Here is a 25,429-nt window from a genome sequence, read left to right as displayed (position 1 = left end):
GCCTCCCGGCCGCCCGCCGGAGGCACCCACCCACCTGCTGCACCGTCCCCTCCGAGAGGACCCCCGTGACCACGATCCACCTCGCAATGTTCCTGTTCCCCGGCTACCACCTCGGCGCCTGGCGCCTGCCGGACGCCGTCCCCGAGCTCGACCTCGGCATCGACCACTACGTCCGCGCCGCCGAACTCGCCGAGGCGGCGAAGCTCGACGCCCTGTTCTTCGAGGACCAGGCCGCAGTCCGGCGCAGCAATGACATCCTGGCCGGCGACACCTACGGTGCGGCGAACCCCCGCTCGATCCACTTCGACCCGACGATGCTCCTGCCCGCCCTGGCGATGCGGACCACGCACTTGGGTCTCGCGGCGACGTCGACCACGACCTTCAACGACCCCTACAACCTCGCGCGGCGGTTCTCGACCCTCGACCACATCAGCAAGGGCCGCGCGGGGTGGAACCTCGTGACGTCCTTCAACGAGGACGAAGCCCAGAACTTCGGACTCGACGCCCACGTGCAGCACGCCGCCCGGTACGAGCGGGCGAGCGAGTTCGTCGACGTCGTCACCGGGCTCTGGGACTCGTGGGACCCGGACGCGATCGTGCGCGACAAGGAGTCCGGCACCTACTTCGACATCGAGAAGATGCGGTTCCTGCAGCACGACGGCGAGCACTTCCGCGTGCGAGGACCGCTGACGACGGGTCGGAGCCCGCAGGGACGGCCCGTCGTGTTCCAGGCGGGTGCGTCGGAGCCGGGCCGCGCACTCGCGGCGCGCACCGCCGACGTCGTGTTCACCCTGCAGTCCGACCCGGACGAGAGTCGTGCGTTCCGCGACGACATCCGAGCGCGCGCCGAACGGTTCGGCCGCGACCCCGACCACGTCAAGGTGCTCGTCGGGATGACCCCGATCGTCGGCGACACCGACCAGGACGCCCGCGACCTCGCCGACCGGATGATGGCGTTGATCCCCGACGACCTGGCACTGAGCAACCTGAAGCCCCTCGCCGGTGGCGTCGACTTCCGGCAGTTCGACCTCGACGCGCCCGTACCGGAGCTGCCCGAGTCGAACGCCGGCAAGTCGCACCGGGCAGCGATCATGGCGGTGTCACGGCAACAGGGACTGTCCGTCATCGAGACCGCCCGGTACTTCGCCGAGGGCAGCCACCGGAAGATGATCGGGTCACCGTCGACGATCGCCGACACCATGCAGGCGTGGTCGGAGGCCGGGGCGTGCGACGGGTTCCTGGCGGTGCCGACGCACTTCCCGGCCGGGGTCGAGGACTTCACCCAGAAGGTCGTGCCGGAGCTGCAGCGCCGCGGACTGCACCGGACCGAGTACACCGGACCGCACCTGCGCGACCACCTGGGCGTGCAGAAGTACTAGACGCCGACCTCTTGGTAGGCGGTGAACAGCAGGTGGTCCTCGGGGCCCTCGAGGATCACCGGCTTGCCGACACCGTCGAGGATGATGAAGCGGAGCATGCCGGCACGGGCCTTCTTGTCGCGACGCATCGCGGCGAGGAGGCCCTGCCACCGGCCGAGACCGTACGACGTCGGCAGGTCCAGGGAGTCCAGGATCGCCCGGTGCCGGTCCACGGTCGCGTCGTCGAGGTGGCCCGTCAGGCGTGCGAGCTCGGCGGCGAACACCATGCCGACCGACACCGCAGCACCGTGCCGCCACTGGTACCGCTCCGCGTGCTCGATGGCGTGCCCGAGCGTGTGACCGTAGTTCAGGATCTCGCGTCGTCCCTGCTCGGTGAAGTCGTCGGACACGACCTCGGCCTTCAGGGCGATGGCGAGTTCGACCACGCGGCGGAACTCCGGCGACGTCGGGTCGGTGACGCGGGCGACGTCGGACTCGATGATGTCCAGGATCTCCGGCACGGCGATGAACCCGGCCTTCACGATCTCGGCGAAGCCGGTGAGGATCTCGTTGCGCGGCAGGGTGCGGACGAGGTCGAGGTCGGCGACCACCGCGCGCGGGGCGGAGAAGGAACCGACGAGGTTCTTGCCCTCGTTCGTGTTGATGCCGGTCTTCCCGCCCACGCTGGCGTCCACCATGCCGAGCACGCTCGTCGGCACCGACACGTACGGCACCCCGCGCAGCCACGTCGCCGCGACGAAGCCCGCCAGGTCGGTGACGGCACCGCCGCCGAGGCCGATGACGGCGTCGGTGCGGGTGAAGTCGGACTGGCCCATGATCTGCCAGCAGAACGACGCGACCTCGATGCGCTTGGCGGCCTCGGCGTCCGGCACCTCGGCGATGAGGGCTTCGAGGCCGGCGTCGACGAGCAGGTCGCGCAGGTCGTTCGCCCGCGCACCGAGGGTCGGGGCGTGCACGATGAGGACCTTGGCGACGCGGGGGCCGAGGATCGCGGGCAGCGAGGCGAGCAGGCCCGAACCGACCGCCACCACGTAGCCGTCGTCACCGCCGACGCGGATCTCGGTGGTGCCTGCGGGCAGGATCGGGTCGGTCACGGTGCTCCTTCGGTGGTGGTGCTGGTGTCGTCGCGTCGGCCGGCGCTGGTGTCGCCGCTGGCGCTGCTGTCGCTCCGCAGCCAGGTGACGACCTCGTCGACCACCCGGGACATCGGACGGCGCGAGGTGTCGACGACGACGTGCGCGAGCTCGGCGTAGGTCGCCGCACGCTCGTCCATGATCGTCTGCCAGGCGTCGATGCCGCCGTTCGCGAGCAGGGGCCGGTCCGAGCCGGCGATCCGCTCGGCGACGGCCTCGGGCGAGACGGTGAGCAGGACGATGCGGGCGCCGGACAGTGCCTCGCGGGTGGCGGCGTGCGTCACCGCTCCGCCGCCGACGGCGATGACGCCCCCGGTGCCGAGGGCGGTCCGGACGGCGTCGGCCTCGAGGGCACGGAAGGCCGGCTCACCACGGTCGGCGAAGATGCCGGGGATCGGTCCGTGCTCGCGGACGATGACCCGGTCGGTGTCGGTGAACGGCACACCCAGCGCCTTCGCGACGCGCTTGCCGACGCTGGACTTGCCGGCGCCCATCGGGCCGATCACGACGACGGGCGCAGCCAGACCTCGCGCGGCGCCGCCGCCGGTCGTGCTCACGACGCGTCGGCCGGTGCCGCCGGCTCCGTCCGACGGGTGCGGAGCGTCTCCGGGATCGACGCGAGGTAGGCGTCGAGGTTGCGCTTGGTCTCGACGACGTTGTCCCCGCCGAACTTCTCGAGCACGGCGTCGGCGAGCACGAGCGCCACCATCGCCTCGGCCACGACGCCGGCGGCCGGGACCGCGCAGACGTCGGACCGCTGGTGGTGCGCCGAGGCGTCCTCGCCCGAGACGACGTCGACGGTGTGCAGCGCGTGCGGCACGGTCGCGATCGGCTTCATGCCCGCACGGACGCGCAGGACGGTGCCCGTGGACATGCCGCCCTCGGTGCCACCGGCACGGTCGCTCGTGCGGTAGATCTCGCCGTCCTCGCGGTAGAGCTCGTCGTGGGCCGCGGAGCCGCGACGGCCAGCGGTCGCGAAGCCGTCGCCGACCTCGACGCCCTTGATCGCCTGGATGCCCATGATCGCCGCGGCCAGACGGGCGTCGAGCCGACGGTCCCACTGCACGTGCGAGCCGAGCCCCGGCGGGACGCCGTAGAACAGCACCTCGACGACGCCACCAAGGGTGTCGCCGTCCTTCTTCGCGGCCTCGACCTCGGTCACCATGCGCGCCGAGGTGTCGGCGTCGAAGCAGCGCAGCTGGTCGTCGTCGAGACGGTCGACGTCGTCGGGGAGCGGCAGGTCGGTGCCGTCCGGCACGCGGACCGTGCCGACCTGCAGGGTGTGCGCGACCGACCGCATGCCGAGTTCGGCGAGGAAGGACTTCGCGACGGCGCCGAGCGCGACGCGGGCCGCGGTCTCACGGGCGCTCGCGCGCTCGAGGATCGGGCGGGCCTCGTCGAAGCCGTACTTCTGCATGCCGACCAGGTCGGCGTGGCCCGGACGCGGGCGGGTCAACGGGGCGCTGCGGCCACGCGACATCTCGGTGGACTCGACCGGCTCGGGGTTCATGACCTCGACCCACTTCGGCCACTCGGTGTTGCCGATCCGGATCGCGATCGGGCTGCCGAGCGAGAACCCGTGCCGGACACCGCCGGACACGTGCAGCTCGTCCTGTTCGAACTTCATGCGCGAGCCGCGACCGTAGCCGAGCTTGCGGCGCGCGAGATCGGTACGGATGGACTCGAACGACACCGGGACACCCGCGGGCAGGCCCTCGAGCATCGCGATCAGTTCGGGTCCGTGGGACTCACCAGCAGTCAACCAACGAAGCATGCTGCAATCCTCCCACAGCGCACCGCCGTGCGACGTCGCCGCCCTACTGGTAGTCGGGGTGCGCCCGGAGCCACGCCTGGAACTGCTTCACCGCGACGAGGTGCTCGTCGTAGGTGTTCGAGAACACCGTCTCGCCGGTCTCCAGGTTCACCGTCACGAAGTACAGCCACTTGCCCGGGGCCTCGTTCGTCACGGCCTTGATGGCGATGTCCCCGGGGTTCGAGATCGGTGCCGGCGGCAGCCCCTCGTGCACGTACGTGTTGTACGCGTTCGACTCGTCGGCGCGCTCTGCGTCGGTCGTCGTGACGGTGTGCGTGTTGCCCGTGCCGTAGGCGACGGTGGCGTCGGACTGCAGGCGCATGCCCTGGTCGAGCCGGTTCTGGAACACCCGCGCGACCTTCGGGTAGTCGGCGGCGAGGCCGGCTTCCTTCTGCACGAGCGACGCGAACACGATGACGTGCTCCTGGTCGGCCTCCTTGACGCCGGCGGCGGCCAGGTGCTCCTTCATCGTGTCGACCATCGACCCGAAGTACTGCTCCGCCGTCCACCCCGGGTTGATCGGGTACGTCGCGGGGAACAGCCAGCCCTCGAGCGTGGTGACGCCGGACGGCAGGTCGTACGCGGACACGTCCTTCGCGGCCTTGGCGACCTCGGTCTTGGTGAGCCCGGCCTTGGAGACCATGCCGGCCTCGATGTCCGCCAGCGCGGTGCCCTCGGGGATCACGATCGAGGCCTGCACGCGGTTCTTCTCGTCCTGCAGCGCGGCCAGGGCCGACTTCGAGCTCATCTGCTTCTTCAGCGAGTACGAACCCGGCTGGAACTGCACGTCGGGCGACGCCAGCAGCAGCTTGTAGAAGACCTTCGAGTCCTTCACGACCCCGCTGCGCTGCAGCGTCGCGGCGACGTTCTCGCCGATGTCGCCCTGCTTGATCGTGATGGTGACCTTGGCCTTGCCGGAGCCGGTGTAGTCGTCCGGTTCGGTCGAGCCGCTGACCGCGGCGACGATCTGCTGGATCTTCGGGGCAGCGAACGCGTACGCGCTCACCCCGCCGGCCACGACCACGGCGACGATCACGATGCCGGCGATGAGCGGCCCGCGACGGCGCTTCGGGCGCGGTTCGCGCGGCGGCCTGGAGGCTCCCCCGCGTCCGCCACGGCCACCACGTCCGCCGCCTCCCGCGGCTCCACCGCCACCGGTGCGCCCGGCGTCGTCGGTACCGTCGGGCCCGTCGGACCCGGCTCCGCCGACGGCGGGCGCCGAGGGCACCACCTCGCCGGTCAGCAGCGCGGCGACCTCGGGATGGAGTTCAGGGGCCGCCTGCTGCGGTCGCACGGGCTCCGGTGCCGGCTGCTCGCGCGGAGCGGTCGAGTCGGGGTCCATGCGGTCGGCAGCGACAGCGGGCTCCTCGGGTGCCGGCTCGGAGTCGGGCCCGGGAACGGCGTCGCGACGAGCGCGTTCCGCTTCGAGCGCCCGAGCCTCGCGACGGGACATCGGACGGTCCGGCTGCGGGGTCACCCGCGCGGAGTCATCACGGTCATCGGTACCTGCTGCGCGGTCGGAAGTGGTCTTCCGCCGCTCGGCTTCGTTGCCGGGCGCGATGATCGCGTTCCAGTCCAGATCGTCTGCCAACGGTTCTCGGTCTCTCGGTCGGGAACTCCGCCTGGGCACCGTCGTCCTCGGGTGACGGAAGGGCAGCCGGGTCGCGGCGGGTTGCCCTGTCAGGGAAGCGTGGTGCCCGGAGGGGCACCGGCACTGCGTTCGTGGTCGAGCGCGTGTTGCAGAATGATAACAGCGGCCGCTTGGTCGATCACGGACCGCGACTTCTTCGTGTTCTTGCCGGCCTGGTGCAGTCCGCGTTGCGCGGTCACCGTGGACAGTCGTTCGTCGACCAGCCGGACCGGGCGGCGCTCGGCGATCCGGGCCGCGAACGCCCGCGCGTCGTCCGTCGACGGGGTGTCGCCGCCGGACATCGACAGGGGCAGTCCGACGACGAGCTCGAGCACGTCGTACTCGTCCGCGATCTCGAGGATCCGACGCAGGTCGGTCGAGTCGTCGCGGCGCACGGTCTCGACCGGCGTCGCCAGCAACCCGTCGCGGTCGCACACGGCGATCCCGATCCGGGCACGGCCGACGTCCACGCCGAGCCGCCGCCCGGACCGGATCGCCACGATCAGCCCGCGATCCGAGCGGTCACGGCGCGGAGCGCAGCCGGGAGCGCAGCCGGGTCGGTGCCGCCGCCCTGGGCCAGGTCCGGCTTGCCGCCGCCGCCACCACCGAGCACACCGGCGGCCTCCTTGGCGAGCGGACCCGCCTGGACGCCCGCGGAACGCGCCGCGTCGTTCGTCGCGACGATCACGATCGGCTTCCCGCTCACCACGGCACCGAGCACGACGACGGCAGCGCCGTCACCGAGCTGTGCGCGGACCCCGGTGGCCAGCGAGCGCAGGTCGTCGCCGGACTGCAGGCCGTCGACGGTCTCGGCCACGACGGTGGTCGTGCCGACGGTCGTCGCGGTCCGTGCGATCGACGGGACCCGCTGCTGCAGGTTCGCCGACTCGAACTCGGCGATCCGCTTCTGCGCGGTGCGGAGGTCCTCCATGAGCGACTGCACACGCGTGGGCAGGTCGGCACGCGGGGCCTTCAGCGCACTGGAGAGCTGCGAGACGATCGTCCGCTCGACCGCGAGGTCACGGAAGCCCTCGAGCCCGACGAGCGCCTCGACACGACGGTTCGTCGACCCGACGCTCGACTCCCCCACCAGGTTGACGAGTCCGATCTGGGCACTCGAGGCGACGTGCGTCCCACCGCAGAGCTCGCGCGACCACGGACCACCGATGTCGACCATGCGGACCTCGGCGCCGTATTTCTCGCCGAAGAGCGCCTGCGCACCGAGCGCCTTGGCCTCGTCGATCGGCATGATGCGGGTCGAGACCTCGAGGTCGGTGCGGATCGCGGTGTTGACGACCTCCTCGATCTCGGAACGGGTCGCGAGCGAGATCGGCTGCGACCACGAGAAGTCGAGGCGCATGTAGCCGGACTTGTTGTACGAACCCGCCTGCAGCGCCTCGGGGCCGAGGATGTCGCGGAGCGCGGCGTTCACCAGGTGCGTCGCGGAGTGCGCCTGCGTGGCGCCGCGACGGTACTCGGCGTCGACCACGGTGCTCGCCGCGTCGCCCACGCCGACCTCGCCCGAGCGGACCTGGACGGTGTGGCTCCAGAGGCCGGCGACGGGACGCTGGACGTCGAGGACCTCGAGGTCGAAGCCGTTGCCGACGATCGATCCCTGGTCGGCGTCCTGACCACCCGACTCGGCGTACAGCGACGTCTCGCCGAGGACGACCTCGGCGATGTCGCCCGCCACGGCCCGGTCGACGCTGACGCCGCCGACGATGATGCCGAGCACGTTCGTCTCGGCCTCGAGCGCGTCGTAGCCGAGGAAGACCGTCTCGCCCTTCGCCCGGAACGCGCTGTACACACTCAGGTCGGCGATCGCGGTCTTCTTGCTCTTCGCGTCGGCCTTCGCCCGGGCACGCTGCTCGGACATCAGGGTCTCGAACGCGGTCCGGTCGACGTGGACCCCGGCCTCTTCGGCCATCTCCATCGTCAGGTCGATCGGGAACCCGAAGGTGTCGTGCAGCAGGAACGCGGTGTCCCCGCCGATGGACGGAGCACCGTCCTGCTTCGCGCGCTCGACGGCGACGTCGAGGATCGTCGTGCCCTGCGCGAGCGTGCGGAGGAACGTCTCCTCTTCCGCGTAGGCGATCCGCGCGATGCGGTCGTAGTCGGAGGCGACCTCGGGGTAGGCGTCGCGCATCGCGTCGCGGGACGCCGGGAACAGCTCCGGGAACGTCGCGGTCTCGACCCCGAGCAGGCGCATCGCACGGACCGTGCGGCGCAGCAGACGACGCAGGATGTACCCGCGGCCCTCGTTCGACGGGCTCACGCCGTCGGCGATGAGCATGAGCGCGGAGCGCACGTGGTCCGCGATGACCCGCATGCGGACGTCGTCCTCGTGCACGGCGCCGTAGCGGCGGCCGGAGATCTCGGACGCGCGGTCGAGGACCGGGCGGACCTGGTCGATCTCGTACATGTTGTCGACGCCCTGCTTGATGAAGGCGACGCGCTCGAGCCCCATGCCGGTGTCGATGTTCTTGTTCGGCAGCTCGCCGGTGATCTCGAAGTCGTACTTCGAGCGGACGTCCGCGATCTGGTACTGCATGAACACGAGGTTCCAGATCTCGACGTACCGGTCGTCGTCGGTGGCCGGGCCGCCGTCGATGCCGTACTCGGGCCCGCGGTCGAAGAAGATCTCGGAGCAGGGACCTGCGGGTCCGGGCTGGCCGGTGGACCAGTAGTTCGTGTCCTTGCCGAGTCGCTGGATGCGCTCCTCGGGCAGGGAGGAGTGCTGCTTCCAGAACGCGATCGCCTCGTCGTCGTCCTCGTAGACCGTCACCCAGAGGTCGTCGGGCGAGAAGCCGAGCCCGCCGTCGGACTCCGGGTTCGTCAGGAACTCCCAGGCGAACTGGATCGCCTGCTCCTTGAAGTAGTCGCCGAACGAGAAGTTGCCGTTCATCTGGAAGAACGTGCCGTGGCGAGGGGTCTTGCCGACCTCTTCGATGTCGTTCGTGCGGATGCACTTCTGCACGCTCGTGGCACGGGGGTACGGCGCGGGGACGAGCCCGGTCAGGTACGGGATGAACGGCACCATGCCGGCGACCGTGAAGAGGAGCGACGGGTCGTCGGAGACGAGGGACGCGGACGGGACGACGGTGTGGCCGCGGTCACCGAAGTACTGGAGCCAACGGCGGCGGATCTCTGCGGTCTGCATGGTGCTTCCTGGGTTCAGGTCGGGGGTGGGAGGTGGAGGCGGGACGACGGTGCGGCCGGACCGCGGTGGAGCTCGACGACTCAGACGTCGGTGCGGAGCTCGGCCCCGCGGGACCGGTACCCGTCGGCGACCGCGCCCGTGAAGGCCTTCGTGCTCGCGTCGACGACGGCGAAGAGCCGTGCGCCTCCGGGGGTCCTGGCGACCTGGTGCGCCACGGCGAACCCGATGACGACGCCGACCGCGACGAAGAACAGCTGCTTCACGGTGCCTCTCCCTCTGTGCACCCTGGCGGTGCATGCCCGGACAAGCTTAGCCGCCGGGCACTTCGGGGCCGGAACGCCGAACGGCGGGCCGTCCTCGAGAGGACGACCCGCCGTTCGGGTGTGATCAGTGGATCAGCGAGCTGCGTAGTACTCGACGACGAGCTGCACTTCACAGGTCACGGGGACCTCGGCGCGCTTCGGGCGACGCACGAGGCGGGCCTGGAGCTTGTCGATCTCGACCTCGAGGTAACCCGGGACCTTCGGCAGGACTTCCTGGTGGCCACCGGCAGCGGCGACCTGGAAGGGCTCCATCGACTCGGACTTCGGCTTGACGTGGATCAGCTGGCCCTCCTTGACGCGGAAGGAGGGGCGGTCCACGAGCTTGCCGTCGACCAGCAGGTGACGGTGCACGATCAGCTGACGGGCCTGCGCGGTGGTGCGGGCGAAGCCGGCACGGACCACGAGGGCGTCGAGGCGCTGCTCGAGGAGCTCGACCAGGTTCTCACCGGTCAGGCCCTTCGTCTTGCGGGCCTCTTCGAAGACGATGCGGAGCTGCTTCTCGCGGATGCCGTACTGGGCACGCAGACGCTGCTTCTCACGGAGGCGGACGGCGTAGTCGCTGTCCGCACGACGGCGCGTACGGCCGTGCTCACCGGGGCCGTAGGGGCGCTTCTCGAGGTAACGGGCGGCCTTCGGCGTCAGCGGGATGCCGAGTGCGCGCGACAGGCGGGTCTTGCTGCGGGTACGTGACTTGGTAGACACAGGGTCCTTTTCTCTGTTCGAACTGAATACTCACCGGAGGCCGGGCACGCGAGTGCCCGTGGCCCCGACGACGGGATCCAGAGGGATGAGCCTGTGGGATCGGACGGCTACAGTCCGAACCTCTGCCCCCGTACCACCGGAGTGGCACTCTGTCCTCAACGCAGCCGTGCTCGAGGACCAGGACGTAGGCCCGGCAATGCTAGCAGGAAGTCGACGTGCCGTCCTACTGCCCGCGGGTGATCTTCCGGAGTCGTTCTAGCCGCGGACCGACCTCGCGCTCGTAGCCGTTCGCGGTCGGGGTGTAGTACTCGGTGCCCTCGAGCGCATCGGGCAGGTACTGCTGCTCGGCGACCCCGTGCTCGGCGTCGTGCGAGTAGACGTAGCCCTTGCCGTGGCCGAGTCGCTTCGCCCCGGCGTAGTGCGCGTCGCGCAGGTGCATCGGCACGGTGCCCATCCGGCCGGCCTTGACGTCCGCCATCGCCGCGTTCACACCGTTGTAGGCGGCGTTCGACTTCGGCGCGGTCGCCAGGTACACGACGGCCTCGGCCAGGGGAATGCGTCCCTCGGGCATGCCGATGAGCTGCACGGCCTGGGCCGCCGCGACGGCGATGGGCAGCGCCTGCGGGTCCGCCATGCCGATGTCCTCGGACGCCGAGATGATGATCCGGCGCGCGATGAACCGGGAGTCCTCGCCCGCCTCGATCATCCGCGCGAGGTAGTGCAGCGCGGCGTCGACGTCGCTCCCCCGCACCGACTTGATGAACGCGCTGATGACGTCGTAGTGCTCGTCGCCCTGCCGGTCGTACCGCAGCAGTGCACGGTCGACGGCCGCCGCGACGGTGTCCGCGTCGACCACCGGCACGGTGTCGTCGTCGTCGTCCTGGGCCGCGGTGGCCGAGGCCGCAGCGGCCTCGAGCGCCGTGAGGGCGCGTCGGGCGTCACCCGAGGCCAACCGGACGATGGCCCCACGTGCCTCGTCACCGAGGACGACCGCGCCACCGAGGCCGCGGGGGTCCTCCACCGCACGGTCGACGAGCATGCCGAGGTCGGCGTCGGTGAGCGGCTTGAGCGTCAGGAGCAGGGACCGGGACAGCAGCGGGGAGATGACCGAGAACGACGGGTTCTCGGTGGTGGCCGCGATGAGGATCACCCACCCGTTCTCGACACCGGGCAGCAGGGCGTCCTGCTGGGCCTTGCTGAACCGGTGGATCTCGTCGAGGAACAGCACGGTCGTGGACCCGTAGAGGTCGCGGTGGGTGAGGGCCTTCTCCATGACCTCGCGCACGTCCTTGACGCCGGCGGTGACAGCGGAGAGCTCGACGAACTCGCGCCCGGACTGCCGCGCGATGGCCTGCGCCAACGTGGTCTTGCCGGTGCCGGGAGGACCCCAGAGGATGACCGACACACCGCCCGGGTTGTCGCGGGTGCCGGTGGCGAGCTGCACGAGCGGCGACCCGCGGCCGAGCAGGTGCTGCTGGCCGGCGACCTCGTCGAGGCTGGTCGGGCGCATCCGGACCGCGAGCGGGACGGAGCCCTGCGCGAGACCGGCGCGACCGCCCGTCGTGGGCGCACGCATGCTCGAACGGTCCGCTGCCATGCTCCAATCGTAGGCCGACCCACTGACAGCCCCGCGCCTCCCAGGCCGTTGATGGTGACGACTCGGATACGCTCGTTCCACACTGCGACGAGAGGGCAGAACAGCACCGTGGCACCGAAGAACCCAGCGCGCGACAACCGCGAGGCGCGCGAGCGCCTCCGTCTCTACCAGGCCCGCCAGGGACTCCACGACCGGCAGCGCCGCCGGCGGGTGCGCGACAACCTGGTCGGCGCCGGTGTCCTCGTGCTGGTCGCCGCCCTGGCCACCGGGTCGCAGCTCGCCTTCGCGGGCTCGCAGGGGAACGGGTCGGCGGAGGCCAGCGCGAGCGCCACCGCCACACCGACGCCCTCGGCGAGTGCCACGGCGGCGAACACGGGCGACGTGCCGAGCAAGGAGATCGCGAAGGGCGCGACCTGGACGGGCTCGCTGACGCTCAACAAGTCGATCGACCTCGGCATCGAACTGGACGGCGAGAAGGCCCCGCAGGCCGCGAGCGTCGAGATCTCGTTGATCAAGGAGCAGTTCTACAACGGCACCACCTGCCACCGGCTGGCCGACAGCGACGGGCTGAAGTTCCTGCAGTGCGGTTCGGCGAACGGCGACGGCACGGGCGACGCCGGGTTCGAGTACGGCCCGCTCGAGAACGTCCCGAGCGACGGCGTCTACGACGAGGGCACCATCGCGATCGCGCGGTCGACGTCGCCGTACTCGCAGTCGACCCAGTTCTTCATCGTCTACGGCGACACCACGCTCGACGGCTCCACGGGCGGCTACACGGTCGTCGGGAAGGTCACGAGCGGCCTGTCCGAACTCGAGTCGAAGATCGCCGCGAAGGGCATCTCGTCACCCGGTGACGACGGCACCGGTGAGCCGAAGGTGGCGACGACGATCACCGCCGCGACCATCGCCCAGGAGAAGTAGTCCACAAGCCGTTGCGTCCGGCGGGCCGCGGAGCCCGTCCGTGCAATAGGCTGACGACCTGACCGTGCCGACGGTGACGTCGGCGATGCACGACCACGATCGAGGCGAGACCTGTGGGATCTGACGAAGCAACGACCTGGGGGCGGGTCGACGAGAACGGGACCGTGTACGTCCGGTACGAAGAGACCGAACGTGCTGTCGGTGAGTACCCGGACGCCACCCCCGAAGAAGCCCTCGCCTACTTCGCGCGGAAGTACGCCGACCTCGAGGGGCAGGTGAAGATCGCCGAGCAGCGCGTCCAGCGTGGTGCGTCGGCGAACGACGTCGCCCGGACGGTCGAGCACCTGACGACCCTGGTGGCCGAAGCCCGCGTGGTCGGTGACATCAAGTCGCTCGAGACCCGCGTGGGTGCGCTCACCGAGCAGCTCGGCTCGCTCACCAAGGAGCAGGCGGAGCAGGCGCAGCAGGCCCTGAACGACGCCCTGGCGCACCGTGCGGCCCTGGTCGAAGAGGCCGAGGCACTCGCGGCGGTCGACCCGGCACGCGCGCAGTGGAAGCAGATCACCGCGCAGCTCGACGACGTGTTCGCCCGCTGGCAGCAGCACCAGCACGACGGCCCGCGCATCCCCAAGAACGAGGCCAACGAGCTCTGGAAGCGGTTCCGCGCAGCGCGGTCCACCGTCGACCAGCACCGTCGCGCGTTCTACTCCGAGCTCGACGCGCAGCACCGCGACGCCCGCACCCGCAAGCAGGAACTCGTGACCCAGGCCGAGGCACTCGCCTCGCGCGGGTCCGACGCGATCCCGGACTACCGCCAGCTGCTCGACGACTGGAAGAACGCCGGGCGCGCCGGCAAGCGCCACGACGACGCCCTCTGGGCGCGGTTCAAGGCCGCCGGTGACGTGCTGTTCGAGCAGCGCCACGCCGAGAGCGCAGCCGAGGACGAGGAGTTCTCGGGCAATCTCGAGGCCAAGCAGGCACTCCTGACCGAGGCCGAGCCCCTGCTCAAGGCGACCGACCGGGTCGCGGCGCGCAAGACCCTGACCGGCATCCAGCGCCGCTGGGACGAAGTCGGTAAGGTCCCCCGCGCGGATGTCCGTCGCATCGAGGACCGCCTGCGTGCGATCGAGGACCACGTGCGTGGCCTCGAGGACGCGCACTGGAAGGAGTCCAACCCGGAGCGCAAGGCCCGGCAGACCGGACTCGCCAGCCAGCTCGAGGACGCCATCGGCAAGCTCGAGTCCGAGCTCGCCGACGCGCAGGCCTCCGGCGACGCCCGCAAGATCAAGGACGCCCAGGAAGCGCTGGACGCCCGCAAGATCTGGCTCGACGCCCTCGGCAGCTAGTCACCGCACACGACGACGCCCCCGTGAGACCGATCGGTCGCGGGGGCGTCGTCGTGTGGTGCCGTGTGGGCACTGTCTGCTGGCGTCCGGTGTGGCGCCGCCGTTCAGACCGGCGTGGGCAGGCCCAGCAGCAACCGGATGTCGAGGTCGTCCTGCCGCATCTGCGTGGCGAGCTCGTCCATCGAGTCGAACTTCACCATGCCGCGGACGTACGAGACGAACAGCACCGAGATGCGGTCGCCGTACAGGTCGAGGTCGACGTCGAGCAGGTGCGCCTCGATCTGCTTGGCGGGCACGCCCTCGAACGTCGGGTTGTTGCCGACCGAGACGGCCGCCGGGTACACCGTGCCGTCGTGCAGCACGCGCGCGGCGTAGACGCCGTCGGCCGGTGCGAACCCCTCGAACGCCGGGTCGAGGTTCGCCGTCGGGTACCCCATGGCGCGCCCGCGCTGGTTGCCGTGCACGACCGTGCTGCGGACCGCGTGCTCACGGCCGAGCAGCCGGGCGGCCTCGGCCACCCGCCCGTCGCCGAGCAGTTCGCGGATCCAGGTCGACGAGACGCGTCGCTCGCCGTCGGGGCGGACGTCGTCCACCAGGTCGACGTCGTCGATGAGCTCGACCGTGAAGCCGTGCTGCTCCCCCAGGGTGCGGAGCAGGGCGACGTCGCCGGCACCCTTCGCCCCGAAGCGGAAGTCGCTGCCGACGAAGACGAGCCGGGCGTGCAGGGTGTCGACGAGGATCTCGGACACGAACGCCTCGGGCGACTTCGACTGCAGTTCCTCGTCGAAGCGGAGCAGCAGGGTGGCGTCGACCCCGGCGTCGTCGAGGAGCTCGCGCCGCTGCGCCGTGCTCGTGAGGGCCGGCGGGACGTGCTGCGGGTCGATGACGTTGAGGGGGTGCCGGTCGAACGTCACCACGGTGGCGACCAGGCCCTGTTCGTGGGCGGCGCGCTCCAGGTGCGCGATCACCGCGCGGTGTCCGACGTGCACGCCGTCGAACTTGCCGATCGTGACGGCGCTCGGACCGAAGCCCTCGGCCACGTCGGCGATGTCGTCGTAGAACTGCACGGCTGCTCCTACTCGCCCACGGGGGCGGTGGTCGATGCGGGCACCGGTTCGACCGTCGCGGTGCGGTGGTGCTTGCGGAGCCACCAGAGTCCGGCGATCGGCAGGACCAGCGGCGCGAAGGCGTAGCCCATGCCGTAGTACGACCAGATCGTGTCGTCGGGGAAGAGCTGCCGGTCGAACAGCGAGAGCGTGCCGATGACGAGGACGCCGGTCATCTCGAACACGATCGTGACGCACGCGACGCGGTACCAGAAGCGTCCGGGCACGATCAGGGCGATCATCGCCACGATGTACACGACGGCGGCGATGGCGCTCACCGTGTACGCGAACGGCGCGAAGGAGAACTTCTCGATGATCTGCACGACGCTCCGGCCCGTCGCCGCCAGGGCGAGGATGCCGTACACGGCGATGAGGACGCGGCCGATGCCGGTCGCGAGTGAGGATCTGGTCGCCATTGCACCGATTCTACCGACGTGCGCGGACCACCATGACGCTCGGCGTCAGTTCAGGGCGAACCAGATCTGGTACATCCGGTAGATCATGACCGCGACGGTGAAGGCGCCGGCGCCGAGGACGACGGTGCTCCACTTCGTGCGGTCCACGAGCGCCCAGACGATGGTCGCCGGCGGCACCAGGAGCACCGACACGGCGTAGACCCCGAACTCGAGGGCGTTGCCGTCCGGCGGGCTGCCCGTCGCGGGCAGCACGATCGAGATGACGCCCTGCACCAGGAGCAGGACCTCGATGAGCGCGAGGGACCCCACGGTGTAGTCGTTCGGCTTCCAGCCGATGAAGCCGACCACGACGGCGAACAGCCCGGCCAGGACCGCGACGACGAGCTGGACCCACATGAACCACTCGATCACGCGTGCGCCCCGTTCTGCGACGCCGGAGCAGCCGGCGCCGGGAAGTTCGTGATGACCCGGAGCAGTCCGCGCCGGACCGAGACCAGGCCGACGAGGCGGTCGTCGTCGACGGCCACGGCAGCCACCGGTTCGTCCGAGTCGGGGTGGTCGGCTGCGACGCGCTTGCCGTCGGTCAGGTCCTTCGCCGCGGCCGCGTCGAGCGACACCGACGAGAACAACCGGCGTGCCACGTCAGCGGGACGAGCGAGCGCCGCGCGGACGTCGACGGCGTCGTCCTCGAGGTCGATCGCGTCGGCCACGTCGAACGGACCGACCTGGGTGCGGCGGAGCGCGGTGAGGTGCGCGCCGGTGCCGAGGGCAGCGCCGACGTCGCGTGCGAGAGCCCGGACGTACGTGCCGGACGAGCACGTCACGACGACGTCGAGGTCGACGACCGCCACCTCGGCACCGTCGACCGTGACGGTGCGGTCGTTCCGGCCGGTGACGTCGAACCGCGAGACGGTGACCGTGCGGGACTTCAGCTCGACGGTCTCGCCCTTGCGCGCCAGGTCGTACGCGCGGCGCCCGTCGACCTTGATCGCGCTGACGGTCGACGGGACCTGGTCGATCGTGCCGCGCTGCAGGGCGACGGCACGTTCGACGGACTCGTCCGAGACGTCCGCTGCGGCGATGCCGGTCGCGGCGGTCGGGGTGCCGTCGGCGTCGTCGGAGTCCGTGGACACGCCGAGCCGGATGGTGGCGGTGTAGGTCTTGCCGAGGCCCACCAGGTGGGTGAGCAACCGGGTGGAGTGCCCGATCCCCAGGAGCAGCAGCCCGGTCGCCATCGGGTCGAGGGTCCCCGCGTGGCCGACCTTCTTCAGACCGAGGCGGCGGCGGGCGATCGACACGACGCGGTGGCTGGAGATCCCCTGCGGTTTGTCGACGAGGAGGATGCCGTCCGGCACGGTTTCGAGCACCAGAGGAGATTACCAGCGCCGGTCAGCAGGCGTCGTTCCACTCGCGACGAGGGTGCTCGGGATCGGTGACGTCGAGGACGGCGGAGGCGGCGATCTTGACGTCCGCCCGACGTTCGAGCCGGCCGGCTTCCTGCTCGACCCACAGCGACCAGCGCCAGAGCCCACGGACACCCGGGGCCAGCAGCCCGTGCCCGTGAACGACCAGCACGCCGTCACCGGCACCGGTGGTGCGGAACGGGGTGACCACCTCGTCGCGCAGCGTGTCGGGATCGGTGGACGGCGCCGTCGCGGCCATCGCGGACACCCCGTGCTGCTCGAAGCCGGCCACCAGCGTGGCGGCGACGTGTTCGAGATCGGTGCCGTCCTGCCCGTCGATGCCGATCACGGTCCGGTTCTTGCCGACCTGCGCGATCACCTCAGCAGCGATCGCGGCCATCGTGTCGGTCTCTTCGGGTGCCCAGCGTGCCATGCGTCCACCGTAGGCTGTCGTGGTGAACGCGAGCAGGGCCGCCCGGCCAGATGTGGAGAACGCGAGCGTCCCCGACATCGCGACCCCGTTGACCACCTGGTTCCGACAGGAGGCCCGCGACCTGCCGTGGCGTCGCCCCGGCTTCCCCGCGTGGGGCACCCTGGTCAGCGAGATCATGCTGCAGCAGACGCAGGTCGCGCGCGTGATCCCCCGACTGGAGGCGTGGCTCACCCGGTGGCCGACGCCTGCGGACCTCGCGGCGTCGCCCCCGGCGGACGCGGTGCGTGCCTGGGACCGGCTCGGCTACCCGAGACGCGCGCTCGCGCTGCACGCGGCGGCCACGGTGATCGCCACCGAGCACGGCAACGTCGTCCCACGGGACGTCGAGGCGCTGCTCGCGCTGCCGGGGATCGGCGACTACACGGCACGGGCCGTCGCCGTGTTCGCGTACGGCGACCGGCACCCGGTCGTCGACGTCAACGTGCGGCGGGTCCTGAAGCGCGCGCTCCTCGGCCAGGGCGAGCCCGGGCCGGCGAAGGCCAAGGACGACCTGCCCCTGATGGAGTCCGTGCTGCCGGCCGACCGCGACGACGCCGCTGCGACGAACGCGGCGGTGATGGAACTCGGAGCGCTCGTGTGCGTCGCCCGCTCCCCCGCGTGCGATGCGTGCCCGATCGCGGACCGCTGCGCCTGGCGTGCGGCCGGGTACCCCGAACACGACGGGCCACGCGCCCCGAAGCAGGCGAAGTTCGCCGGCAGCGACCGGCAGGTGCGCGGGCTGATCATGGCCGAGCTGCGCGCGAGCGACGTGCCGGTCGCCCGGTCGGAGATCGAACCGGTCTGGCCGGACGCCGAGCAGCGGGACCGAGCGCTCGCGTCGCTGCTGCGCGACGGGCTGGCGGTCGGCGACGACACCACCGGGTACCGGCTGCCGGACGCCTGACGTCTCCGCCAGGCACGACGCACGAGCGCCCCGCCGCACACGGTGCAGCGGGGCGCTCGGATGCTCGTCGGGCTACGCCCGCGCCACGTCCTGCTCGTCGTCGGACTCGTCGTCCTCGTCCTCGTCGTGCTTGTACGGGTCGGCGTCGCCGGCGAACGTCGCACCGACCGACGCGGCTCGCACCTGCTCGTCACGCACCTGGGCCTGCACGAGCAGGTCCTCCATGTGGGCTGAGGTCTCCGGCAGTGCGTCGGCGATGAACTCGAGCGACGGGGTGAGCCGCGCCGTGATGTTCTTGCCGACCTCGGAGCGGAGCATGCCGGTCGCGGCCTTGAGTGCCGCGGCGGAGTCGGCGCGCTCCTCGTCGGTGCCGTACACGGTGTAGAAGACCGATGCGTGCTGCAGGTCTCCGGTCACGCGGACGTCGGTGATCGTCACGAACCCGAGACGCGGGTCGCGCAGACCCTTGTCGAGACGGCGTGCGACGACTTCCTTGATGCGGTCCGCCATCTTGCGTGCGCGCTGCGGATCGGCCATGGGTGCCTCCTGAGGCAGTGGCGGGACGTTTCCCGCCGGTGGTTCTGCGTGGAAAGGGGTCGGGCCCCGACCTCCCGCGAAGGGAGGCCGGGGCCCAGGGTAGTCACACGATCAGTCGCGCGGCTTCTCGACGAGCTCGGTGGTCTCGATCTCGTCACCGATCTGGAGATCGTTGAACTTGCCGAGACCGATACCGGCCTCGAAGTCCGTGCGGACCTCGGTGACGTCGTCCTTGAAGCGACGGAGCGACTCGATCGCCAGTCCGTCGGCCAGGACCACACCGTCACGGATGACGCGCGCCTTGGCGTTGCGCGTGATCGTGCCGGAGCGGACGATGACACCCGCGATGTTACCGAACTTCGAGGAGCTGAAGACCTCGCGGATCTCGGCGACACCGGACTGGACCTCTTCGTACTCGGGCTTGAGCATGCCCTTGAGGGACTGCTCGATGTCGTCGAGTGCGTTGTAGATGACCGAGTAGAAGCGCACGTCGATGCCTTCGCGCGCCGCACGCTCGCGGGCCTTGACGTCCGGACGGACGTTGAAGCCGACCACGATGGCGTTGTCGATCGTGGCGAGGTCGATGTCCGACTCCGTGATCGCACCGACACCGCGGTGGAGGATGCGGAGCTGGACGCTGTCGTCGACCTCGATGTCCAGGAGCGACTGCTCGAGTGCCTCGACGGCACCGGAGACGTCACCCTTGATGATGAGGTTGAGCGAGTCGACCTTGCCCTCTTCGAGTGCACGGGTGAAGTCCTCGAGCGAGATGCGCTTGCGGGCCTTGGCCAGCTGGGCGTTGCGCTCGGCGGCTTCACGCTTCTCGGCGATCTGACGTGCCGTGCGGTCCTCTTCGGTGACGAGGAACGTGTCACCGGCGCGGGGCACCGAGGACAGACCCTGCACCTGGACCGGGCGGCTCGGCGTGGCGGCCTTGACCGCGACACCGTTCTCGTCGGTCATCGCACGGACGCGGCCGTAGGCCGTGCCCGCCACGATGGCGTCGCCGACGTGCAGCGTTCCGGACTGGATGAGGACGGTCGCCACCGCACCACGGCCCTTGTCGAGCCGTGCTTCGATCGCGACGCCGCGGGCGTCCTTGTCGGGGTTCGCACGCAGGTCGAGCCCGGCATCAGCGGTGAGCAGCACGGCGTCCAGGAGGTCCTGGATGCCGATGTTCTGCCGAGCCGAGACGTCGACGAACATGACGTCTCCGCCGTACTCCTCCGCCACCAGGTTGTACTCGGTGAGCTGCTGGCGGACCTTGGCCGGGTTCGCGCCTTCCTTGTCGATCTTGTTCACCGCGACCACGATCGGCACGTTGGCCGACTGCGCGTGGTTCAGCGCCTCGATCGTCTGGGGCATGATGCCGTCGTCCGCCGCGACCACGAGGATCGCGATGTCGGTGACCTGCGCACCACGAGCACGCATGGCCGTGAAGGCCTCGTGACCCGGGGTGTCGATGAACGTGATCGGACGCTCGATGCCCTCGTGCTCGGTGACGATCTGGTACGCACCGATGTGCTGGGTGATGCCACCGGCTTCACCCTCGACGACCTTCGAGTTCCGGATCGCGTCGAGCAGTCGCGTCTTACCGTGGTCGACGTGACCCATGACGGTCACGACGGGGGGACGGACCTGCAGGACGGAGTCGTCCTCGTCGGCGTACTCGGCATCGATGTCGATGTCGAAGCCCTCGAGGAGCTCCTTGTCCTCGTCCTCGGGCGAGACGATCTGGATCTTGTAGCCCAGCTCGTCACCGAGGACCTCGAACGTCGCCTCGTCCAGCGACTCGGTCGCGGTCGCCATCTCACCGAGGTGGAACAGCACCGTGACCAGGTTGCCGGGCATGGCGTCGATCTTGTCCGCGAAGTCCGAGATGCTCGCACCGCGACGGAGTCGGACGACCGTGTTGCCGTCGCCACGAGGGACCTGCACACCGCCGAGCGACGGGGCCTGACGCATCTCGTACTCGGCGCGCTTCGTCCGCTTCGACTTGCGGGCACGGCTCTTGCCGCCACCGCGACCGAACGCACCGGCGGTACCACCACCGGGGCCACGACCACGGCCACCGCCACCGGCGGGACGCGGGCCGCTGAAGGCCGGACGCGGGAAGCCGCCACCGGCACCGCCGCCGGCACCCGGACGGGCGCCACCGGGGCCGCCACGACCGCCACCCTGGCCCGGGCGCTGCCCGAAGCCGTTGGGACGGTTCGCCTGACCGGGTCCACCCGGACGCGGTGCACCCGGACGCGGGACGCCGGGACGCGGGGGCTGCGGACGCGGGATGCCCGCTCCACCGGCACCAGCGGCGGGGCGCTGGCCCATGCCCTGGTTCGAGGCGAAGGGGTTGTTGCCGGGGCGCGGCGGGCGCGAGCCCATGCCCTGGTTCGACGCGTAGGGGTTGTTGCCCGGACGTGCGCCGGGCTTCGGGCCACCGGGCTTCGGGCCGGCAGCGGCGGGCTTGGCACTCGAGCCAGGCTTCACCGCGTCGGTCTTCGGCTCGTCACCGGTCGAGTCGGCCGGCTGCGTGGCAGCCTGCTGCTCGGCGGCGGCCTTCTCGGCACGGGCCTTCTGTGCGGCCTCGGCCTCGGCCTGTCGCTGGGCGACGGACTTCGGTGCGGCCGGGGCCGGGACGTCTTCGGCAGCAGGTGCTGCCTGGACCTCGGGCTCCGGTGCGGGTGCCGGACGGACCGGGCCGGGGCGCGGGCCACCGGGCTTCGGCGCGCCGGACGCGGGCGTGCTGCTCTTGGCCGGCGTGCTCGGCGCGGGGGCCGAGGCTGCGGGCTTGGATGCCGGGACACCGTCCGCCTGCAGGGCGGCACGGAGCTTCCGGGCAACGGGGGGCTCGATGCTCGAGCTGGCACCCCGGACGAACTCGCCGAGCTCCTTGAGCTTCTCGAGTGCGGTCTTGCTGTCGACGCCGAGTTCGCTTGCGATCTCGTGTACGCGTGGTTTAGCCACTGTTCTCCTTCACGGGTCCCACCCCGTAAAGGGCAGGACTCAATGGATGACGGGTCTCATTTCGAGCCGCTCATCAGTTGTCCATAAGCCGTTCAGCCTGTTCTGTCATGTCCGGGCGCTCGGTCGACGCTCGTGAGAGGCCGACGATGTGGTCGAGCACCGCGGACGTGTCGGGATCGCGATCCAACCGGAGCGCACGGCGGAAAGCCCTGCGCTTGACGGCCAGATCGTAGGCATCGGCGGTCGGTGTGAGCCATGCTCCCCGGCCCGGCATGACTGCCTTCGGATCCGCCACGACGCGGCCATCGCTCAGGGCGACGACTCGGAGGAGTGAGGATCGGGAAGCGCGACGACGACTGCCGATGCACGTTCTGACGGGAACCACTCTACTCCTTGCCTCGGACGTCCGCGATCCGGCGCGCCCTTCTGGGCACGCCGGCGGCGAAATCGCCTAGTCGTCGCCGTCCAGGATGGAGTCCGGCTGGATGTCGATCCGGGCCCCGGTGAGCTTGGCAGCCAGGCGGGCGTTCTGCCCTTCCTTGCCGATCGCGAGCGACAGCTGGTAGTCCGGCACGAGTGCGCGGACGGCCTTGGTCGACGCGTCGAGCACGAAGGCGCTGGTCACCTTGGCGGGCGACAGGGCACTCGCGACGAACGCCGACAGGTCCGGGGACCAGTCCACGATGTCGACCTTCTCGGCACCGAGCTCGTTGGTGACGGCACGCACGCGCGCACCGAGCTCACCGATGCAGGCACCCTTCGCGTTGACGCCGGGCTCGTTCGCCTTGACCGCGATCTTCGTGCGGTGGCCGGCTTCGCGCGCGAGCGACGTGATCTCGACGACGCCCGAGGCGATCTCCGGCACCTCGAGGGCGAAGAGCTTCCGGACCAGGCCCGGGTGGGTGCGCGACACCGTGATCTGCGGGCCCTTGTTGCCGCGGGCGACGCTCGTCACGTACACGCGGATGCGCGAACCGTGCGCGTAGGACTCGCCCGGCACCTGCTCTTCGGGCGGCAGGATCGCCTCGACCGTGCCGAGGTCGACCATCACCATGCGCGGGTTCGGGCCCTGCTGGACCACACCGGCGACGATGTCGCCTTCCTTGCCGCGGAACTCGCCGAGGATCTTGTCGTCACCGATGTCGCGCAGGCGCTGGTTGATGACCTGCTTCGCCGCGAAGGCCGCGATGCGACCGAAGTCGCTCGGCTGGTCGACGGCTTCACCGATGACGGTGCCCTCGTCGTCGAGCTCGGGGACGTAGACACTGACCTCGCCGGACTTGCGGTCGAGCTCGACACGCGACTGCGCGTGGGCCGGCTCGCCGTTCTCTTCGGCGTGCTTCTGGTAGGCGGTCAGGATGGCAGATTCGATGATCTGGACCAGTTCGTCGAACGGGATCTCCCGCTCGCGCTCCATGAGTCGCAGGACTGCGAGATCGATCTTCACCGAGGTGCCTCCGTATTCAGATGAGTCGCTCCTGCGGATGGAACCGTCGCAGAAGTCGGCCACAAGCGTACCGCACTGCGGCTCGCGGACCCGAGTCGAGACGGACGGGAGGCCCGGTGCCAGCTGGCACCGGGCCTCCCGTCCGTCTCCTGGTGGCGTCTAGATCGCGCGGACCGCGTCGAGCAGCTCGGCGACCGGCACGTCGCGGCGTTCGCCGCTGGCACGGTTCCACAGCTCGACGACGCCGTCGGCGGCGCCGCGGCCGGCGACGACCACGATCGGCATGCCGAGCAGCTCGGCGTCGCGGAGCTTGACGCCGGGCGACACCTTCGGACGGTCGTCGTAGAGCACGTCGAACCGCTCGCCCTCGAGCTCGGCGACGATCGACGTCGCCAGCTCGTAGGCGACCTGGTCACGGCCGGTGGCGACGATGTGCACGTCGAACGGTGCGACGTTCTTCGGCCAGGCCAGACCCTTGTCGTCGTTGTGCGCCTCGGCCAGGATCGCCAGGATGCGCGTCACGCCGATGCCGTACGAGCCCATCGTGACGGTCGCGAGCTTGCCGTTCTCGTCCTGCACCTTGAGGCCGAGGGCCTCGGCGTACTTGCGGCCGAGCTGGAAGACGTGCCCGATCTCCATGCCGCGGGCGGTCTCGAGCGGACCCGAGCCGTCGGGCGACGGGTCCCCGGCGCGGACGTCCGAGACCTCGGCGACGCCGTCGGCCACGAAGTCCCGGCCGGCGAGCAGGCCGGAGACGTGCACGCCGCGCTCGTTGGCGCCGGTGACCCAGGCGGTGCCGTCGACCACGCGCGGGTCGACGAAGTACCGGATGCCCGTGGCGCTGTCGGCGCCGAGGACCTGCGGGCCGATGTAGCCCTTGACCAGGCCCTTGTGCTTCTTGAAGTCGTCGTCGCCTGCGGCTTCGACCTCGGCCGGGGCGAACGCCACCTCGGCGCGCTTCAGGTCGACGTCGCGGTCACCGGGGAGCCCGACGACCACGACCTCGCGCGTGCCGTCCAGGTGGGTGAGGGCGAGGACGACGTTCTTCAGCGTGTCCGCGGCGGTCCACGGCGCGCCATCGCGCGGGGCGACCTCGTTCGCGTGGGCGACGAGCGTGTCGATCGTCGGGGTGTCCGACGACGGCAGGAGCACCGCGTCGGGCTGCCCCTCGATCGGCAGGGACGCGGGCACGGGTGTGACGTAGGCCTCGACGTTCGCCGCGTAGCCGTTCGCGCTGCGGACGAAGGTGTCCTCGCCCACGGCGATCGGGTGCAGGAACTCCTCCGACTTGGAGCCGCCCATCGCTCCGGCGTCCGCCTTGACGATGACGTACTCGAGGCCGAGGCGGGCGAAGATCTTCTCGTACGCGTCGCGCATGACCTGGTAGCTGCGCTCGAGGCCCTCGTCGGTGAGGTCGAACGAGTACGCGTCCTTCATGGTGAACTCGCGACCGCGCAGCAGACCCGCGCGCGGGCGTGCTTCGTCGCGGTACTTGTCCTGGATCTGGAACAGCGTGACGGGGAGGTCCTTGTACGACGAGTACAGGTCCTTCACCAGCAGCGCGAACATCTCTTCGTGCGTGGGGGCGAGCAGGTAGTCGGAACCCTTGCGGTCCTGCAGGCGGAACATGCCGTCGCCGTACTCGGTCCAGCGGTTCGTCGCCTCGTACGGCTCGCGCGGCAGCAGCGCCGGCAGGAGCACTTCCTGCGCACCGGCAGCGACCATCTCGTCGCGGATGATCCCCTCGATCTTGGCGCGCACCCGGAGACCGAGCGGCAGCCAGGCGAAGATCCCCGGGGACTGGCGACGGACGTACCCGGCGCGGACGAGCAGCTTGTGGCTCGTCACCTCGGCGTCGGAGGGGTCGTCGCGGAGCGTACGGAGGAACAGATGCGAAAGCCGTGTGACCACGGGGCCAGCCTAGCGGCGTGCGCCGACGGCGCGGCACGGGAGGGGGCGCACCGTGCGAGGTTCGCCGCACGGTGCGAGGTCCGGGCGGGCGCGCACCGTGCGAGGTTCGCCGCACGGTGCGGCGCAAGCCGCATCGTGCGGTGTCACAAGCGCGCACCGGACTGCTTTCCCGTCACGGGTTCGCGAAGTCCGCACGGTGCGAACGGGACGCCCGGTGCCAGGCCGCCACGGGCCTCCCGTCCGGCACGCTCGCGACGCTCGTCGA

At 70.6% G+C, this 25,429-nt stretch carries 23 protein-coding genes; 4 read left to right on the top strand and 19 right to left on the bottom strand.

Going from position 1 to position 25,429, the window contains the following annotated elements:
* The first annotated feature begins 65 nt into the window (after positions 1-65).
* On the top strand, positions 66-1,379 hold the full coding sequence (locus EDF23_RS01225) for an LLM class flavin-dependent oxidoreductase (protein WP_207895422.1): 1,314 nt from the start codon (positions 66-68) through the stop codon (positions 1,377-1,379).
* Here the strand turns inward: EDF23_RS01225 and aroB are convergent.
* From aroB to EDF23_RS01180, 9 genes are all read right to left on the bottom strand, one after another.
* Positions 1,376-2,473, bottom strand: coding sequence for a 3-dehydroquinate synthase (gene aroB, locus EDF23_RS01220; RefSeq protein WP_207895421.1), 1,098 nt, complete (start codon positions 2,471-2,473; stop codon positions 1,376-1,378). The genes EDF23_RS01225 and aroB overlap by 4 nt on opposite strands.
* Entirely contained in the window at positions 2,470-3,006 is a 537-nt protein-coding gene (locus EDF23_RS01215; protein ID WP_131920640.1) for a shikimate kinase, read from the bottom strand. Before EDF23_RS01215 ends, aroB begins: the two co-directional genes overlap by 4 nt.
* 59 nt (positions 3,007-3,065) lie before the next feature.
* A complete protein-coding gene (gene aroC, locus EDF23_RS01210; protein WP_123294309.1) occupies positions 3,066-4,286 on the bottom strand; it encodes a chorismate synthase in 1,221 nt (406 codons plus the stop codon).
* 43 nt (positions 4,287-4,329) lie between these two features.
* Positions 4,330-5,916, bottom strand: coding sequence for an endolytic transglycosylase MltG (gene mltG / locus EDF23_RS01205; protein WP_243648770.1), 1,587 nt, complete (start codon positions 5,914-5,916; stop codon positions 4,330-4,332).
* Positions 5,917-6,005: 89 nt separating this feature from the next.
* Positions 6,006-6,449, bottom strand: a complete 444-nt coding sequence (ruvX, locus tag EDF23_RS01200; protein WP_173168791.1) for a Holliday junction resolvase RuvX — start codon at positions 6,447-6,449, stop codon at positions 6,006-6,008.
* An 8-nt stretch (positions 6,450-6,457) separates the two neighbouring features.
* Entirely contained in the window at positions 6,458-9,115 is a 2,658-nt protein-coding gene (alaS, locus tag EDF23_RS01195; RefSeq protein ID WP_123294307.1) for an alanine--tRNA ligase, read from the bottom strand.
* Positions 9,116-9,195: 80 nt separating this feature from the next.
* Entirely contained in the window at positions 9,196-9,378 is a 183-nt protein-coding gene (locus EDF23_RS01190) for a hypothetical protein (protein ID WP_111083901.1), read from the bottom strand.
* A 132-nt stretch (positions 9,379-9,510) separates the two neighbouring features.
* Complete coding sequence (gene rpsD, locus EDF23_RS01185) at positions 9,511-10,140, bottom strand: 30S ribosomal protein S4 (RefSeq protein ID WP_111083900.1); 630 nt, start codon at positions 10,138-10,140, stop codon at positions 9,511-9,513.
* Positions 10,141-10,363: 223 nt separating this feature from the next.
* Positions 10,364-11,716 (bottom strand): replication-associated recombination protein A, encoded by a 1,353-nt coding sequence (locus tag EDF23_RS01180; protein WP_111084157.1) that lies wholly within the window; start codon positions 11,714-11,716, stop codon positions 10,364-10,366.
* A 129-nt stretch (positions 11,717-11,845) separates the two neighbouring features.
* On the opposite strand from EDF23_RS01180, the gene EDF23_RS01175 reads away from it, so the two are divergent.
* Together EDF23_RS01175 and EDF23_RS01170 are read left to right on the top strand one after the other, a co-directional pair.
* A complete protein-coding gene (locus EDF23_RS01175; RefSeq protein ID WP_131920068.1) occupies positions 11,846-12,658 on the top strand; it encodes a peptidylprolyl isomerase in 813 nt (270 codons plus the stop codon).
* A gap of 113 nt (positions 12,659-12,771) precedes the next feature.
* Positions 12,772-14,004 carry a DUF349 domain-containing protein gene (locus EDF23_RS01170; protein WP_173168634.1) on the top strand — a complete coding sequence of 411 codons (1,233 nt, stop codon included), beginning with the start codon at positions 12,772-12,774 and terminating at the stop codon, positions 14,002-14,004.
* 104 nt (positions 14,005-14,108) lie between these two features.
* On the opposite strand, the gene EDF23_RS01165 is transcribed toward EDF23_RS01170, so the two are convergent.
* Genes EDF23_RS01165 through EDF23_RS01145 form a run of 5 tightly spaced genes read right to left on the bottom strand, consistent with a single transcriptional unit; the run spans position 14,109 to position 17,362 of the window.
* Positions 14,109-15,071, bottom strand: coding sequence for a bifunctional riboflavin kinase/FAD synthetase (locus EDF23_RS01165; RefSeq protein ID WP_123937788.1), 963 nt, complete (start codon positions 15,069-15,071; stop codon positions 14,109-14,111).
* 8 nt (positions 15,072-15,079) lie between these two features.
* Positions 15,080-15,526 carry a hypothetical protein gene (locus EDF23_RS01160; RefSeq protein ID WP_123339724.1) on the bottom strand — a complete coding sequence of 149 codons (447 nt, stop codon included), beginning with the start codon at positions 15,524-15,526 and terminating at the stop codon, positions 15,080-15,082.
* Positions 15,527-15,571: 45 nt separating this feature from the next.
* Positions 15,572-15,937, bottom strand: a complete 366-nt coding sequence (locus tag EDF23_RS01155) for a hypothetical protein (RefSeq protein ID WP_123937787.1) — start codon at positions 15,935-15,937, stop codon at positions 15,572-15,574.
* On the bottom strand, positions 15,934-16,893 hold the full coding sequence (gene truB / locus EDF23_RS01150) for a tRNA pseudouridine(55) synthase TruB (protein WP_131920066.1): 960 nt from the start codon (positions 16,891-16,893) through the stop codon (positions 15,934-15,936). Before truB ends, EDF23_RS01155 begins: the two co-directional genes overlap by 4 nt.
* A 22-nt stretch (positions 16,894-16,915) precedes the next feature.
* A complete protein-coding gene (locus EDF23_RS01145) occupies positions 16,916-17,362 on the bottom strand; it encodes a hypothetical protein (protein WP_131920064.1) in 447 nt (148 codons plus the stop codon).
* Between the two features lie 88 nt (positions 17,363-17,450).
* Here EDF23_RS01145 and EDF23_RS01140 point away from each other — a divergent pair, with 88 nt between their 5' ends.
* Positions 17,451-18,305 carry an A/G-specific adenine glycosylase gene (locus EDF23_RS01140; RefSeq protein WP_207895431.1) on the top strand — a complete coding sequence of 285 codons (855 nt, stop codon included), beginning with the start codon at positions 17,451-17,453 and terminating at the stop codon, positions 18,303-18,305.
* A 72-nt stretch (positions 18,306-18,377) separates the two neighbouring features.
* On the opposite strand, the gene rbfA is transcribed toward EDF23_RS01140, so the two are convergent.
* The 5 genes from rbfA to EDF23_RS01115 form a co-directional block, all read right to left on the bottom strand.
* Positions 18,378-18,842, bottom strand: a complete 465-nt coding sequence (gene rbfA / locus EDF23_RS01135) for a 30S ribosome-binding factor RbfA (protein WP_123294301.1) — start codon at positions 18,840-18,842, stop codon at positions 18,378-18,380.
* A 111-nt stretch (positions 18,843-18,953) separates the two neighbouring features.
* Positions 18,954-21,806 carry a translation initiation factor IF-2 gene (gene infB / locus EDF23_RS01130; RefSeq protein ID WP_123339727.1) on the bottom strand — a complete coding sequence of 951 codons (2,853 nt, stop codon included), beginning with the start codon at positions 21,804-21,806 and terminating at the stop codon, positions 18,954-18,956.
* A 73-nt stretch (positions 21,807-21,879) separates the two neighbouring features.
* The gene (locus EDF23_RS01125; protein ID WP_131920063.1) at positions 21,880-22,191 is read right to left on the bottom strand and encodes a YlxR family protein; all 312 of its coding nucleotides are present in this window, start codon (positions 22,189-22,191) and stop codon (positions 21,880-21,882) included.
* 66 nt (positions 22,192-22,257) lie between these two features.
* A complete protein-coding gene (gene nusA / locus EDF23_RS01120; protein ID WP_111083890.1) occupies positions 22,258-23,253 on the bottom strand; it encodes a transcription termination factor NusA in 996 nt (331 codons plus the stop codon).
* Positions 23,254-23,412: 159 nt separating this feature from the next.
* Positions 23,413-25,164: a proline--tRNA ligase gene (locus EDF23_RS01115; protein ID WP_131920061.1), complete on the bottom strand. Its 1,752-nt coding sequence runs from the start codon at positions 25,162-25,164 to the stop codon at positions 23,413-23,415.
* Between the last annotated feature and the right edge of the window lie 265 nt (positions 25,165-25,429).

The organism is Curtobacterium sp. PhB128 (genome assembly GCF_004340725.1).
GTDB lineage: Bacteria > Actinomycetota > Actinomycetes > Actinomycetales > Microbacteriaceae > Curtobacterium.
This window is presented reverse-complemented; position numbering and strand designations above follow the sequence as displayed.